Origin of the sequence: Chelativorans sp. M5D2P16 (genome assembly GCF_034427935.1) — a bacterium.
In the GTDB taxonomy this organism is placed as follows: Bacteria; Pseudomonadota; Alphaproteobacteria; order Rhizobiales; family Rhizobiaceae; genus Chelativorans.
This window is the reverse complement of record NZ_JAXQNM010000038.1, coordinates 159,885-172,917: the sequence shown is the minus strand read 5'-3', so window position 1 is coordinate 172,917 and position 13,033 is coordinate 159,885. Positions and strand designations below refer to the sequence as shown.

Below are 13,033 nucleotides of genomic sequence, written 5' to 3'. Positions count from 1 at the left end.
TGTTCAGCCTTTCTTCACGGCCTCGACGATCTTGCGCGCGGCGTCGTCCAGGTCATCGGCGGGGATGACGTTGAGGCCGCTGTCGGCGAGGATCTTCTTGCCGATCTTTACATTGGTGCCCTCGAGGCGCACCACAAGCGGCACCTTCAGCCCCACTTCCTTGACCGCGGCAATCACGCCTTCGGCGATGACGTCGCAGCGCATGATGCCGCCGAAGATGTTGACCAGGATGCCCTTCACGTTCGGGTCGGCGGTGATGATCTTGAAGGCCGCCGTGACCTTTTCCGTCGAGGCGCCGCCGCCGACGTCCAGGAAGTTCGCCGGCTCGGCGCCGTAGAGCTTGATGATGTCCATCGTCGCCATGGCGAGGCCTGCGCCGTTCACCATGCAGCCGATATTGCCGTCGAGCGCGATGTAGGCAAGATCGTATTTGGAGGCCTCGATCTCCTTTTCGTCCTCCTCCGAGGTGTCGCGCAGCGCGACGACGTCCTCGTGGCGGAAGAGGGCGTTGTTGTCGAAGGAGACCTTTGCGTCGAGAACGCGCAGACGGCCGTTCTTCATGACGATGAGCGGGTTCACCTCGAGAAGGCTCATGTCCTTCTCGGTGAAGGCCTTGTAGAGAGTGGGGAAGAGCGCTTCGCCGTCCCTGGCCGCATCGCCTTCGAGCTTCAGCGCGGCATTGAGACTGGTCACGTCGTCGGCCGTCACGCCCCTGTCCGGGTCGATCGCCAGCGTCAGGATCTTATCCGGGGTCTCCTCGGCCACCGCCTCGATGTCCATACCGCCCTCGGTGGACACCACGAAGGCCGGCCGGCCGACCGTGCGGTCGATGAGAATTGAGAGGTAAAGCTCGCGGTCGATGTCGGCGCCGTCCTCGATATAGAGGCGGTTCACCTGCTTGCCCGCAGCCCCGGTCTGCTTGGTGACTAGGGTGTTGCCGAGCATCTCCTCGGCGTTGGCGACCACCTCCTCGATCGTCTTGGCGAGCCGCACGCCGCCCTTGGTGTCGGGGCCGAGTTCCTTGAACTTGCCCTTGCCGCGCCCGCCGGCATGGATCTGGCTTTTCACGACATAAAGCGGCCCGGGCAGCTTCTTCGCCGCGGCTTCGGCCTCTTCCGGGTTGAAAATGGCGACACCCTCGGCCACCGGCGCGCCATAGCCCTTCAGCAGTTCCTTGGCCTGATACTCGTGAATGTTCATGGGGCCGCGGCCTCCTACTTCTTCAGGTTGGGCGCGATCTCGGCGCAGGCATCACACAGGCCGACGACGGACGCGACGGAATTGTCGAACATCTTCTGCTCGGTCTTGTTCAGATCGATTTCGATCACGCGCTCGACACCGCCGGCGCCGATCACAACCGGCACGCCGACATAACGATCCTTCACGCCGTACTGGCCGGAAAGATGGGCCGCGCAGGGCAGCACGCGCTTCTTGTCCTTCAGGTAGCTCTCGGCCATGGCGATGGCCGCGGAAGCGGGGGCATAGTAGGCCGAGCCGTTCTTGAGCAGGCCGACGATCTCGGCGCCGCCGTCGCGGGTGCGTTTCACGATCTGATCGACCTTCTCCTTGGACGTCCAGCCCATCTTGACGAGATCGGGGATCGGAACGCCGGCGACGGTGGAGTAGCGCGTGAGCGGCACCATGGAGTCGCCGTGGCCGCCGAGCACGAAGGCCGTCACGTCTTCGACGGACACCTTGAACTCCTCGGAAAGGAAGTAGCGGAAGCGGGCGGAGTCGAGCACCCCGGCCATGCCGACGACATGGCTCTTCGGCAGGCCGGAAAACTTCTGCAGCGCCCAGACCATCGCATCGAGCGGATTGGTGATGCAGATGACGAAGGCGTTCGGCGCGTATTTCCTGATGCCGGCGCCGACCTGCTCCATCACTTTAAGGTTGATGCCGAGAAGGTCGTCGCGGCTCATGCCGGGCTTGCGCGGCACGCCGGCGGTGACGATGCACACATTCGCGCCCTCGATCGCCGCGTAGTCGTTGGCGCCCAGAAGCTTCGCGTCAAAGCCCTCGACCGGAGAAGATTCGGCGATGTCCAGTGCCTTGCCCTGCGGCGTGCCTTCGGCAATATCGAACAGCACGACGTCCCCGAGTTCCTTCAGTCCGGCCAGATGGGCGAGCGTGCCGCCGATCATGCCCGAACCGATGAGAGCGATCTTGTCGCGAGCCATGTGGTATGAATCCCCTTTTCCGGCGCGCCGGTGTTGCGTTGAAGACCCGGCAGTTTTTCAGGGTCGAGACGGGTACTGGACCGTCTCACGACCTCATTTGGCATAAGCAGACCCAGCAAAAAATTCAACCGGTTATTTTCGAACTTGTGTTTTCAATCGTTTAGGTCATTGGGCATTTACGTAAAGGTCAAATTAAAGCGTGAAAAAGTTTTTCGCGCGCCGGTTTCAGCGCGGTCCCGCCCTGCTTTCGGGATGTGCGTCGCCGCCCCGCGACCATTCCCGGCTTTGCATCTCGATCAGGCGAGAGGCGGTGCGTTCGAACTCGAAGGCCTCCGTGCCGGAAGGAGCGGCGTAGAGGCTATCGGGCGCGGCCTCGGCGGAGACGACGAGCCGGTTGCGGTTGTCGTAAAGCGTGTCGACAAGCAGGATGAAGCGCTTGGCCTCGTTGCGCCGCGACAGGTCCATGACGGGAACCCTGTCGATGAAGATCGTCTCGAAATCCCTGGCGATGGCGAGATAGTCGCGGGCGCCGAGCGGCTTCTGGCACAGCTCGGCAAAGGTGAAGCGGGCGGCGCGGCCGGCGGCGCGGGGCACGGGGATTTCGCGGCCCTTGACCGTGATCGTCTCGACCCTGGTCCTCCGCCCCTCGGTAGCCGTGCGCCATGCCTCGTCCATCTGCCGCTCCGTCTCCTCGTCGAGCGGCGTCATGTAGACCGGCATGCGGTTGAGCTTTTCCAGCCGGTAGTCGGCGCCGCCGTCGAGCGGCATCACCCTGGCATGGCGCTTCAACAGGTCGATGAAGGGCTCGAATAGGCCGCGATTGAGGCCGTCCCGGTAGAGGTCGTCGGGCGCGACGTTGGAGGTGGCGACCAGGACCACACCCTCGGCGAAAAGGGCCGAGAAGAGGCGCGAAAGGATCATCGCATCGGCGATGTCGGTTACCGTGAACTCGTCGAAGCACAGAACCCATGCCTCTTTCGCGAGTTCCTTGGCCACCGGCTGGATGGGATCGCTTTCGCGCACCTCACCGTTCTTCAGGGCCTCGCGGTGGCGGGCGATGCGGTCATGCACGTCGGCCATGAAATCATTGAAATGAGCGCGTCGTTTCCTGCGGACCGGCACCAGCTCATGGAAGGTGTCCATGAGCATCGTCTTGCCGCGCCCGACCCCGCCATGAATATAAAGGCCGGTGATGGTCTCGGGCCGGCGGCGCTTGGCGAAAAGCCATCCGAGCGCGCTCGACTTGCGGGCCAGGCGGCGGTCGATGATGCGCTCGAGCAGGTCGTCGAGGGCCGCAACCACGCGCTCCTGCTCCGGGTCGCGACTGATCGTCCCGGTCTCGACGAAATGGTCGTAGCGCTGCGCGACAGTGGGGTGCGTCACGAGGCCGTCGCGCAGGGACATGGGGCGTTATCGCACTTCCTGAAGCAGACTGGCGAATGAAGGCGGGCGCGAAGGCCCGCCATCGGATCAGCGGGAAAGCGAGACTGCCGTTCCGCTTGTCGTCTGGCCGCTGAAGCGCTCCTGGCCGGTGGAGTGAAGCGTGGCGAGCAGGTCCCCGTTCTCGTCATAGAAGGCAAGCTGGTTGCCCGAGACGTTCCAGGACTTCACGCCATCGAGGGGTGCCGGACAGCGCAACGGTCCCGCTCGGTAGCCTTGGCCGAATTTCGTCTGCGGCGTGGCGACACGGCAATTCTGTCCGGCGACGCTGACGCTCCACACACCGGCGACGCTGCCGGCCGTGATCTCGGGGGCGGAAGCCGAGAGGTTCGGATCGAGTGCTGCCACGTCGGTCGTGCCGTCCTGCCCGGGGGCGGCGGGGAAGCTGTTCTGGTCCGGCGCGGAGGGCGGCGGAAGCTGGCTCCCGGTGACCTGCCCCGTGGGCGCCGGCGTCAGAGGCGCGGGCGTGGATGACGCCGGCTGATTGCTGAAACGGCCGGATTGGCATCCGGCAAGGGCCAGAGCCAAAAGCGCAACGGCAAAGGTTCCAGTTTTCGAATAAGGCATCCCTCTCTCCATTTTGCACCGAACGGCCGTGCCCGTGAACGCGCCCCTGATCGATCCCAATCGTGGCGAAGTTTGGAAATTATCACACACGACCATGGTTAAGAACCGGTTTCCGCGAGGAAATCCCCGGCCGGCACGCTCTGCGTGTGCCTGCGTGCAGGGAACCGGCGGCTCGAACCCGGCGTTATCGCGGCACCATTATCTGTTGTGAAAGGGTTTTCAATGCTCAAATGGATTCTCATTCTTCTCATCATCGCCGCCGTGGCCGGCCTTCTCGGCCTCAACAGTCTCGCCGGCGCCGCCATGACCGGTGCGAAGATCCTGATCGGCATCGTCCTTGTCCTGTTCCTGCTGGCGGTCCTCGGCATCATAGCCGTCGCCTGACGCACGCGTCTGGTAATTTGCCGCGTCTTCCGCCATATAGGCGCCAGAACCCGACGGGATCCGGAGCTATGGCGGAGCAGGCAGCTTTCGCGAAGATGAACGGCCTTGGCAACGCCATCATCGTTGCCGACATGCGCGGGCGCGCCGATCGCGTGAGCCCGGAGGCTGCGCGCGCGCTTGCGGCCGACCCGGCCACCCGTTTCGACCAGATCATGGCCGTCCACGACCCGCGTCTCGACGGCACGCAGAACTATATCGAGATCCTGAATTCCGACGGCAGCCGGGCGCAAGCCTGCGGCAACGGCATGCGCTGCGTGGTCCAGGCGCTCGCCGCGGAAACGGGGCGGCGGGTCTTCACCTTCCACACGCCCGCCGGGATCCTGAATGCGGAGGAGCACGAAGACGGGCTCATTTCGGTGGATATGGGCCGGCCGCGCTTCGGCTGGCAGGAGATCCCGCTGGCCGAGGAATTCCGCGACACGCGCGCGATCGAATTGCAGGCAGGGCCGATCGACGCGCCGGTGCTCTCCTCGCCGTCTGTTGCCTCCATGGGCAATCCGCACGCTATCTTCTGGGTGGAGGAAGACCCTTTCGCTTATGACCTAGCGCGCTTCGGCCCGATGCTGGAGAACCACCCGATCTTCCCTGAGCGCGCCAACATCACCATCGCCCGCGTGACCTCGTCCGAGACGATGACGATCCGCACCTGGGAGCGCGGAGCGGGGCTGACGCTGGCCTGCGGCTCGGCGGCCTGCGCGGCGGCGGTATCAAGCGCGCGCACGGGGCGCACGGGCCGGCATGTTACGGTCACCGTGCCGGGCGGGCCGCTCGACATCCTCTGGCGCGAGGACGATCATGTGATCATGACCGGGCCGGCGGAATGGGAGTTTTCCGGCCGCTTCGATCCTGCCACGGGCGCCTGGGAGCGCGAGACCGAGGGAGCGGCCTGATGGCGGTGGATGTCGTCACCTTCGGCTGCCGGCTCAACGCCTACGAGTCCGAAGTCATTAAGCGCGAGGCGGATGGAGCGGGTCTCGGCGCGCTCGATGGTGGGGCGGTGGTGATCAACACCTGTGCGGTGACGGCGGAAGCCGTTCGCCAGGCGCGCCAGGCGATCCGCAAGGCACGGCGTGAGAACCCGGACGCCCGCATCATCGTCACCGGCTGCGCGGCGCAGACCGAGCCCGGCACCTTCGGCGCCATGGAAGAGGTGGATCTCGTCCTTGGCAACGAGGAGAAGCTTCAACGCCACAGCTATCGCGCGCTGCCTGAATTCGGGGTCAACAGTTTCGAGAAGGTGCGCGTCAACGACATCATGGAGGTGCAGGAGACCGCCTCGCACATGGTGGACGCCATCGAGGGCCGGGCGCGCGCCTTCGTACAGGTGCAGAACGGTTGCGACCATCGCTGCACCTTCTGCATCATCCCCTATGGCCGCGGCAATTCGCGCTCGGTGCCCATGGGCGCGGTGGTCGACCAGGTGAGGCGGCTGGTGGAGAACGGCTACAGGGAAGTCGTGCTTACCGGCGTGGACCTGACGAGCTTCGGCGCCGACCTGCCGGGGACCCCGCGCCTTGGCCGGCTGGTGCGCACCATCCTGCGGCAGGTACCGGAACTCGAGCGGCTCAGGCTTTCCTCGATCGACTCCATCGAGGCGGACGAGGATCTGATGGCCGCGCTCGCCGAGGAAGAGCGGCTGATGCCGCACCTGCATCTTTCGCTACAGTCCGGCGACGACATGATCCTGAAGCGCATGAAGCGGCGGCATCTCAGGGACGATACTATCCGGTTCTGCGCCGAGGTCCGGCGGCTCAGGCCGGACCTCGTGTTCGGCGCCGACATCATCGCCGGCTTTCCGACCGAGACGGAGGCGATGTTCGAGAACTCGCTTCGAATCGTCGAGGAGTGCGGGCTGACGCATCTGCACGTCTTCCCCTTCTCGCCCCGCGAGGGCACGCCGGCGGCCCGCATGCCGCAACTGCCGCGTGATGTCGTGAAGGCGCGGGCAGCGCGGCTGCGCACTGCCGGCGAGGCGGCGTATCAGGCGCATCTGGCGACGCTCGAGGGCACGCGCCAGCGTCTCCTCGTGGAACGCCCGGGGCTCGGCCGCACGGAAGGTTTCACCCTCGCTGCCATCGAGGCGGGCCGGCCCGGCGAGATCGTCGACGGCGTCATCTCCGGGCATGACGGGGAGCGCCTCCTGGCGGTGCCCGCGGAGCGCGAAGCGGCTTGAAGAGCAAGATTTCATGGCTTTGAACTTCATCAAGAAGGTTTTCTCCTTCGGTAAGAAGGAGGTCGAGGAAAAACCGGCCGAGGAGGAGGTGCGTCCCGTCGAGCCGGGGGCCGAAGGAGCGCCGCAGCCGGCATCGGAAGCCGGCGCGCCGTCGGAACCCACGCCGGAGCCGGGAAAACCCCCGCAGCAGCCCGAGCCGGCCCCTGAACCGCAGGAGCCTGAAAAGCCGGAGCCCGAGATTCCGCCCGAACCCGGTCCCGCGGAGCCCGAGGAGGTGCCCGGTCCCTCGCCGGAAGTGCCCGAGCCCGCGCCGGAACGACCTTCCCAACCGGTGCCGGAGGTCCCGGAGACGCCGCCTCCACAGCCGCCTTCGCCGCCACCCGAGGTGCGGCTTGCGCGTGAAGAAGAAGCCATTGAAGCCCTTCCCGAGCCCGAGCCCGAGCCCGAGCCCGAGCCCGAGCCCGAGCCCGAGCCCGAGCCCGAGCCCGAGCGGCGCGAGGCGGGAGCAGCGGACGAGGCTTCACCTCATCCTGAGCCTGTCGAAGGGCGAGGTGAAGCGCGCGCCGACGTTGAAGACCTGCCGGCCGCAAGGGTCACCGTTTCCAAGTCCGTCGAGCATGAACGTGCAGAAACGCCCGCGCCGGCCGTCGAAGAGGCGCGCAAACCGTGGTTCCAGCGGCTGCGCGAGGGTCTTTCGCGCTCTTCCAAAGAACTGCGGGACAACGTGGCCGGCATCTTCCTCAAGCGCAAGCTCGACGAGGATACGCTGCAGGACCTGGAAGACGTACTCCTGCGCGCCGATCTGGGGCTCGAGACGGCGATGCGCGTGACCGATACGCTGGCGGCGGGCCGCTACGGCAAGGATGTCTCCGGCACGGAGGTGCAGGCCGTCATGGCCGAGGAGATCGAGAAGGTGCTGGGGCCGGTGGCCAGGCCGCTGGAGCTCGACCTTTCCCACAAGCCGCACGTGATCCTGGTCGTCGGCGTCAACGGTACGGGCAAGACGACGACCATCGGCAAGCTGGCGGCCAAGCTCTCGCAGGGCGGACTCAAGGTGATGCTGGCGGCGGGAGACACCTTCCGTGCCGCGGCGATCGAGCAGCTCAAGATCTGGGGCGAGCGAACCGGCGCCCCCGTCGTCTCGTCCAAGCTCGGGGCCGATGCCGCCGGACTGGCGTGGGACGCCTATGAGGAGGCCAAGGGCAAAGGCAGCGACGTCCTGATCATCGACACGGCCGGGCGCCTGCAGAACAAGACCGAACTGATGGCGGAGCTGGAAAAGATCGTGCGCGTGCTCAACAAGCACGATCCGGATGCACCGCACACGGTCCTGCAGACGCTCGACGCCACGACGGGGCAGAATGCTCTCAATCAGGTCGAAATCTTCCGCAATATTGCGGGCGTATCCGGCCTCGTGATGACCAAGCTCGACGGCACGGCGCGCGGCGGCATCCTCGTCGCAATCGCCGCCAAGCACAAGCTGCCGGTCTATTTCATCGGCGTCGGCGAGGGTGTCGACGACCTGGAACCTTTTTCGGCGAGCGATTTTGCAAAAGCGATCGCAGGAGTTGCCTGAGTGACCGACAAGAGTATTTTCGAGCGTGACCCGTCCGATCCCAAGCGCAAGGAGATGAACCCGCTCCTGAAGATGGCGCTGGAACTGGGGCCATTGATGGTCTTCTTCTTCGCCAATGCGCGCGGCGAGTGGTTGGCGGAACGTTTTCCCGCACTTGGTGAGCTGGGCGGGCCGCTTTTCATTGCCACGGCGCTCTTCATGGTGGCCACGGCCGTCGCGCTCGGCGCCTCATGGCTCCTGGTGCGCAAGCTGCCCATCTTGCCGCTGGTTTCGGGTATCGTCGTGTTCATCTTCGGCGCGCTGACGCTCTATCTACATAGCGAGATCTTCATCAAGATGAAGCCGACCATCGTCAATTCGCTGTTCGGGGCCGTGCTGCTCGGCGGACTGTTCTTCGGCAAGTCGCTGCTCGGCTATGTTTTCGATTCGGCCTTCCGGCTGGATGCGGAAGGCTGGCGCAAGCTGACGCTGCGCTGGGGCCTGTTCTTCATCTTCCTGGCGGTCGTCAACGAAGTCGTGTGGCGCAGCTTCTCCACCGACGCCTGGGTGGCTTTCAAGGTATGGGGCATCATGCCCATCACGCTGGTCTTCACCATGAGCCAGATGCCGCTCATCATGCGGCATTCGCTGGAGAAGGAAGGGCAGTAGGAGGGGTATAGGGCGGTAAGGCGGTTAGGGCGGCGAGTTCCATACCGCCCTTCCCGTCAGACTCCAAACCAGCCGATAACCGCGCCCATCAGGAGAGCCACGCCCAGCCAGTGGCCGGCGTCGATGAGGGTGAGGTCCCAGCCGAAGCCCTGATAGCGGTGGTTGACGGCGATGGTGGTGGCCATGAAACCCAGCCAGATGAAGGCGCCGGAGACGATGCCGTTCCAGAGCGTCACCTGCCCCGCACCCAGGTGGCCGATGACACCGGCCAGCACCCAGGCCATGATCAGTTCGCCGATGAAGGAGGTGATGAAGGGCATGGGGCTCATTTGCATCTTGTCCGGATCGATCCGCGCGGCCTTCATCCACGGCTTGCCCAGAACACCGTAATAAGCCGCGCCGAAGGCGAAGGCGACGACGGCAGCCGCCAGGATCGCCAGATAGTTCATCCCCGCAAAATCCATTGTTCTGCCCTTCCTGAAGGTTCAGCCGGCCGATTGAATGCCCGGCGGCATGATACGTCAAGAGAACCGCCAGACGGTGGTGCGTTTGACCTCAGCGTCCTCGAGCGCGCGGGTGACCGGCACGGCATAGACGGCGCGCCGGTCGAGCCGGTCCTTCGGCAGGTAGGCCCGGCCGGGATCGCCGACGAGAACAAGTGTTCCGTCCGGGACGAGATCGGCGAGCCAGGGTGTGAGCCGCTCGGCAAGCAGGCGGTCGTAGAAGACGTCGCCGGCGAGCAGAACGTCGCAGGGCGGGCGTGTGCCGATCAGATCCTCAGCGGTGAAATCGAAGACCACGCCGTTCGCCGCCATGTTCAGGCGGCAGGCAGCCGCGGAAAAAGGGTCCGTGTCGGTGGCCCTCACGCGGGCGGCCCCCGCCTTGCAGGCGGCGATCGCGACAAGGCCCGAACCGGCGGCGAAATCCAGCACCGCGCGGCCCTTCACGGTTTCCGGGTGGTCGAGAACGTAGCGGGCGAGCCCCTGGCCGCCCGCCCAGGCGAAGGCCCAGAAGGGCGGCGGCAGGCCGATTTCCTGAAGCTCCTCCTCGGTGCGGCGCCAGATCTCGTGGGCCTCGTCGGCGAGGTGAAGAGCGATCTCCGGCACGTGCGGCGGGCGGACGAGCGATGTGTTCGCCTTGATGAAGGCGCGTGCGTCGTCGGGTGACGGCTTGGCGATCACGGCGCCTTGTCGAGGCCGCCCATGCGGCAGACTTCCCGCCACTCCGCCTCGCTCACGGGCTGGACGGAAAGGCGCGAATTGTTGACCAGCACCATGTCGTGAAGCTTCGGATTGGCCTTGATGTCGTTGAGGGAGACCGGCTTCGGCATGTCCTTCACGGCGCGGATGTCGACGCATTCCCAGCGCGGGTCGTCGGTGGTGGAATCGGGGTGGGCCAGCGCGATGACCTCGACAATGCCGACGACGCTCGTCTCCTTGACCGAGTGATAGAAGAAGCCGAGATCGCCGACCTTCATCTGGCGCATATTGTTGCGTGCCTGGTAATTGCGCACGCCGTCCCACTGCTCGCCCTTGTCCCCCTTCTTCTTCTGCATCTCCCAAGACCAGGAGGTGGGCTCCGATTTGAACAGCCAATAGGCCATCACGCGTTCTCCGGCTTGTTGAAAACCCAGTTCCAGGGGCGAATTTCGACGGTTTCGAACAGGCCGGCAAGGGCGTAGGGATCGGCCCTGGCGATCGCCTCGGCGGCGGCGCGATTCTCGGTCTCGACGGCCACCATGCTGCCAGAGGGCTTTCCCTCCTCATCCAGGAAGGGACCGGCGAATTTCAGCGTGCCGGCGGCATTGAGCTTTTCGAGATATTCGACATGCTCGGGGCGCGTGTCCTGGCGGACCTGCAGGTGTCCGGACTTGTCCCGGCACAGGATGACGAAGATCATGCGGTTTTCCCTCCTTCATTCGCCGGCTTAGCCGGCCTCGCTCTTCAACGGCCGCGCGAGCAGGGCCTGCATGGCCGCCTCGACCGTGAGCCGGCCGTCGAGAATCGCGGTCACGCTGCCGATGATCGGTGCGTCCAGGCCGCGTTCGCGCGCGATCCGCGCGGCAATTCCCGCGGTATAGACCCCCTCGGCGAGCGGCAGGCCGTCCAGGTCCTCGCCACGGCCAAGCGCCAGCCCGTAGGCGTAGTTGCGCGACTGGGCGGAATTGCATGTGAGGATGAGGTCGCCGAGCCCCGACAGTCCCATCAGCGTTTCCGGCTCGGCGCCGAAGGCGGCGCCGATGCGCCTGAGTTCGACAAAGCCGCGGGTGATGATTGCCGCCATCGCGCTGGCGCCGAGCCCCGCGCCGCTCGTGGCGCCGGCGGCGATCGCCAGCACGTTCTTGAGCGCGCCGCCGATCTCCACGCCGACGACATCGCTGCTCGAATAGCAGCGCAGATTGGGCGCGGAAAGCTCGGCGGCGACCCTGGCGGCGAGCCCTGCGTCCTTCGCGGCCACGGTGACGGCGGTCGGTAGCCCGCGCGCCACGTCGGCGGCAAAGCTGGGCCCCGAAAGCACCGCGATCGGGTTTTGCGGAAGGACCTCGCGGGCCACTTCCGACATCAGCCGACCGGTGTCGCGCTCGATGCCCTTGGCGCACAGGACGACGGACACATCCGGCGCAAGCGTCTCAGCCGCGAGGGTCAGCACGGCGCGCAGGCTCTGCGCGGGCGTGACCGTCAGCACGCACCCCGCGCCCGAGAGCGTGGCCGCGATGTCATCCAGGGCGACAATCTCAGGGTCGAGCGTCACGCCCGGCAGATAGCGGCTGTTGGTATGCGCGTGCGCGATCTCGTGGGCGAGCGCCGGATCGCGCGCCCACAGCGTGACCTTGTGGCCGGCGCGGTGCATCGTCAGCCCCAGGGCCGTGCCCCAGGCGCCGGCTCCCAGAACGGTGATCGTCCGGTTTTCGCTCATGCCTTGGCTCCGCGTTTGCCGGCGCCGTAGAGAGGGTCCGACCCGGCATCGAGAGGCCAGCGCGGGCGCGGGGCGAAGGCGAGCGCATCTTCCTCGACAAGCCCTGCTTCCAGCCGCTCCAGACCGGCCCAGGCGATCATGGCGGCGTTGTCGCCGCACAGTTTCACCGGTGGCGCCACCAGGGTAAAACCTTCGTTCGCGCACAGGGTTTCAAGCGTGTTGCGGATCGCGGCATTGGCGGCGACGCCGCCGGCCACCACCAGGGCGGGGTGGGCATGCTTGGGATGCGCTTTGCGGAAGCGCTCCAGGCTGCGGGTGACGCGGTCGGCAAGGGTCTCGGTGACGGCGCGCTGGAAGGAGGCGCAGATATCGGCGACGTCATCCTCCGACAGGGGCGCAAGCTCGGTTGCGGCGCGGCGCACCGCGGTCTTGAGGCCGGAAAAGGAGAAGTCGGGCCGCGCCTCCCCCTTGAGCGGGCGCGGGAAGGTGAAACGGGCGGGGTCTCCCTGGAACGCGGCCTTTTCCACGCTCGGCCCGCCGGGATAGGGCAGGCCGAGAAGCTTGGCGGTCTTGTCGAAGGCCTCGCCCAGGGCATCGTCGATGGTGCTTGCCCAGCGCCCGTAACGCCCGACGCCTTGTACATGGAGGATCTGCGTGTGGCCGCCGGAGACGAGCAGAAGCAGATAGGGAAAGTCGAGACCGTCCGTCAGGCGCGCCGTCAGCGCGTGGCCTTCGAGGTGGTTTATGGGCAGGAGCGGCTTTCCCGTGGCCGCGGCGATGGCCTTTGCCGTGGTCAGCCCGACGATCAGCCCGCCGATCAGGCCGGGGCCGGCGGTGGCGGCGAGGGCGTCGGTGTCGTGGAGCGTCAGCCCCGCTTCGGCCAGGGCCGCCGCGATGACGCCGTCCAGCGCCTCCACGTGGGCGCGGGCGGCGATCTCCGGCACCACTCCGCCGAAGGCCGCGTGTTCTTCGATCTGGCTCAGCACGACGTTGGAGAGGATCGCGGGGGCGCCGTCGTCGGTGCGTGCGACCACGGACGCGGCGGTCTCGTCGCAGCTCGTCTCGATGCCCAGCACGCGTGTCATTCGG

15 protein-coding genes are annotated in these 13,033 nt (G+C 66.1%); 5 read left to right on the top strand and 10 right to left on the bottom strand.

Annotated features, from left to right (window positions below):
* Positions 1 to 3: 3 nt before the first annotated feature.
* The 4 genes from sucC to SIN08_RS18570 all read right to left on the bottom strand — a co-directional run bounded on the left by sucC (position 4) and on the right by SIN08_RS18570 (position 4,187).
* Complete coding sequence (sucC, locus tag SIN08_RS18585; RefSeq protein WP_322453090.1) at positions 4 to 1,200, bottom strand: ADP-forming succinate--CoA ligase subunit beta; 1,197 nt, start codon at positions 1,198 to 1,200, stop codon at positions 4 to 6.
* 14 nt (positions 1,201 to 1,214) lie between these two features.
* A complete protein-coding gene (gene mdh, locus SIN08_RS18580; protein ID WP_322453089.1) occupies positions 1,215 to 2,180 on the bottom strand; it encodes a malate dehydrogenase in 966 nt (321 codons plus the stop codon).
* A 225-nt stretch (positions 2,181 to 2,405) separates the two neighbouring features.
* On the bottom strand, positions 2,406 to 3,584 hold the full coding sequence (zapE, locus tag SIN08_RS18575; RefSeq protein WP_322453088.1) for a cell division protein ZapE: 1,179 nt from the start codon (positions 3,582 to 3,584) through the stop codon (positions 2,406 to 2,408).
* A gap of 66 nt (positions 3,585 to 3,650) precedes the next feature.
* Complete coding sequence (locus SIN08_RS18570; RefSeq protein ID WP_322453087.1) at positions 3,651 to 4,187, bottom strand: AprI/Inh family metalloprotease inhibitor; 537 nt, start codon at positions 4,185 to 4,187, stop codon at positions 3,651 to 3,653.
* A 222-nt stretch (positions 4,188 to 4,409) separates the two neighbouring features.
* On the opposite strand from SIN08_RS18570, the gene SIN08_RS18565 reads away from it, so the two are divergent.
* The 5 genes from SIN08_RS18565 (at position 4,410) to SIN08_RS18545 (ending at position 9,028) form a co-directional block, all read left to right on the top strand.
* On the top strand, positions 4,410 to 4,571 hold the full coding sequence (locus SIN08_RS18565) for a DUF1328 family protein (protein WP_322453086.1): 162 nt from the start codon (positions 4,410 to 4,412) through the stop codon (positions 4,569 to 4,571).
* Between the two features lie 68 nt (positions 4,572 to 4,639).
* Positions 4,640 to 5,521: a diaminopimelate epimerase gene (gene dapF / locus SIN08_RS18560; RefSeq protein WP_322453085.1), complete on the top strand. Its 882-nt coding sequence runs from the start codon at positions 4,640 to 4,642 to the stop codon at positions 5,519 to 5,521.
* The gene (gene mtaB, locus SIN08_RS18555) at positions 5,521 to 6,804 is read left to right on the top strand and encodes a tRNA (N(6)-L-threonylcarbamoyladenosine(37)-C(2))-methylthiotransferase MtaB (protein ID WP_322453084.1); all 1,284 of its coding nucleotides are present in this window, start codon (positions 5,521 to 5,523) and stop codon (positions 6,802 to 6,804) included. Before dapF ends, mtaB begins: the two co-directional genes overlap by 1 nt.
* A gap of 13 nt (positions 6,805 to 6,817) precedes the next feature.
* Positions 6,818 to 8,380 (top strand): signal recognition particle-docking protein FtsY, encoded by a 1,563-nt coding sequence (gene ftsY / locus SIN08_RS18550; protein ID WP_322453083.1) that lies wholly within the window; start codon positions 6,818 to 6,820, stop codon positions 8,378 to 8,380.
* Positions 8,381 to 8,434: 54 nt separating this feature from the next.
* Entirely contained in the window at positions 8,435 to 9,028 is a 594-nt protein-coding gene (locus tag SIN08_RS18545; RefSeq protein WP_322453300.1) for a septation protein A, read from the top strand.
* Positions 9,029 to 9,084: 56 nt separating this feature from the next.
* On the opposite strand, the gene SIN08_RS18540 is transcribed toward SIN08_RS18545, so the two are convergent.
* From SIN08_RS18540 to tsaD, 6 genes are read right to left on the bottom strand one after another with little or no spacing between them, the layout of a single operon-like run.
* Entirely contained in the window at positions 9,085 to 9,492 is a 408-nt protein-coding gene (locus tag SIN08_RS18540; RefSeq protein ID WP_322453082.1) for a DUF1761 domain-containing protein, read from the bottom strand.
* 57 nt (positions 9,493 to 9,549) lie between these two features.
* Positions 9,550 to 10,206 carry a methyltransferase gene (locus SIN08_RS18535; protein WP_322453299.1) on the bottom strand — a complete coding sequence of 219 codons (657 nt, stop codon included), beginning with the start codon at positions 10,204 to 10,206 and terminating at the stop codon, positions 9,550 to 9,552.
* Complete coding sequence (locus SIN08_RS18530) at positions 10,206 to 10,631, bottom strand: EVE domain-containing protein (RefSeq protein ID WP_322453081.1); 426 nt, start codon at positions 10,629 to 10,631, stop codon at positions 10,206 to 10,208. Before SIN08_RS18530 ends, SIN08_RS18535 begins: the two co-directional genes overlap by 1 nt.
* A complete protein-coding gene (locus SIN08_RS18525; RefSeq protein WP_322453080.1) occupies positions 10,631 to 10,927 on the bottom strand; it encodes a YciI-like protein in 297 nt (98 codons plus the stop codon). The genes SIN08_RS18530 and SIN08_RS18525 overlap by 1 nt, the downstream gene beginning before the upstream one ends.
* 27 nt (positions 10,928 to 10,954) lie before the next feature.
* A complete protein-coding gene (locus SIN08_RS18520) occupies positions 10,955 to 11,944 on the bottom strand; it encodes an NAD(P)H-dependent glycerol-3-phosphate dehydrogenase (RefSeq protein ID WP_322453079.1) in 990 nt (329 codons plus the stop codon).
* On the bottom strand, positions 11,941 to 13,029 hold the full coding sequence (gene tsaD / locus SIN08_RS18515) for a tRNA (adenosine(37)-N6)-threonylcarbamoyltransferase complex transferase subunit TsaD (RefSeq protein WP_322453078.1): 1,089 nt from the start codon (positions 13,027 to 13,029) through the stop codon (positions 11,941 to 11,943). Before tsaD ends, SIN08_RS18520 begins: the two co-directional genes overlap by 4 nt.
* Between the last annotated feature and the right edge of the window lie 4 nt (positions 13,030 to 13,033).

What these genes read in the sequence shown, in the direction of transcription:
- sucC (WP_322453090.1), bottom strand. Translation starts at nt 1,200, where the DNA reads ATGAACATTCACGAGTATCAGGCCAAGGAACTGCTGAAGGGCTATGGC.
- mdh (WP_322453089.1), bottom strand. Translation starts at nt 2,180, where the DNA reads ATGGCTCGCGACAAGATCGCTCTCATCGGTTCGGGCATGATCGGCGGC.
- zapE (WP_322453088.1), bottom strand. Translation starts at nt 3,584, where the DNA reads ATGTCCCTGCGCGACGGCCTCGTGACGCACCCCACTGTCGCGCAGCGC.
- SIN08_RS18570 (WP_322453087.1), bottom strand. Translation starts at nt 4,187, where the DNA reads ATGCCTTATTCGAAAACTGGAACCTTTGCCGTTGCGCTTTTGGCTCTG.
- SIN08_RS18565 (WP_322453086.1), top strand. Translation starts at nt 4,410, where the DNA reads ATGCTCAAATGGATTCTCATTCTTCTCATCATCGCCGCCGTGGCCGGC.
- dapF (WP_322453085.1), top strand. Translation starts at nt 4,640, where the DNA reads ATGGCGGAGCAGGCAGCTTTCGCGAAGATGAACGGCCTTGGCAACGCC.
- mtaB (WP_322453084.1), top strand. Translation starts at nt 5,521, where the DNA reads ATGGCGGTGGATGTCGTCACCTTCGGCTGCCGGCTCAACGCCTACGAG.
- ftsY (WP_322453083.1), top strand. Translation starts at nt 6,818, where the DNA reads ATGGCTTTGAACTTCATCAAGAAGGTTTTCTCCTTCGGTAAGAAGGAG.
- SIN08_RS18545 (WP_322453300.1), top strand. Translation starts at nt 8,435, where the DNA reads ATGAACCCGCTCCTGAAGATGGCGCTGGAACTGGGGCCATTGATGGTC.
- SIN08_RS18540 (WP_322453082.1), bottom strand. Translation starts at nt 9,492, where the DNA reads ATGGATTTTGCGGGGATGAACTATCTGGCGATCCTGGCGGCTGCCGTC.
- SIN08_RS18530 (WP_322453081.1), bottom strand. Translation starts at nt 10,631, where the DNA reads ATGGCCTATTGGCTGTTCAAATCGGAGCCCACCTCCTGGTCTTGGGAG.
- SIN08_RS18525 (WP_322453080.1), bottom strand. Translation starts at nt 10,927, where the DNA reads ATGATCTTCGTCATCCTGTGCCGGGACAAGTCCGGACACCTGCAGGTC.
- SIN08_RS18520 (WP_322453079.1), bottom strand. Translation starts at nt 11,944, where the DNA reads ATGAGCGAAAACCGGACGATCACCGTTCTGGGAGCCGGCGCCTGGGGC.
- tsaD (WP_322453078.1), bottom strand. Translation starts at nt 13,029, where the DNA reads ATGACACGCGTGCTGGGCATCGAGACGAGCTGCGACGAGACCGCCGCG.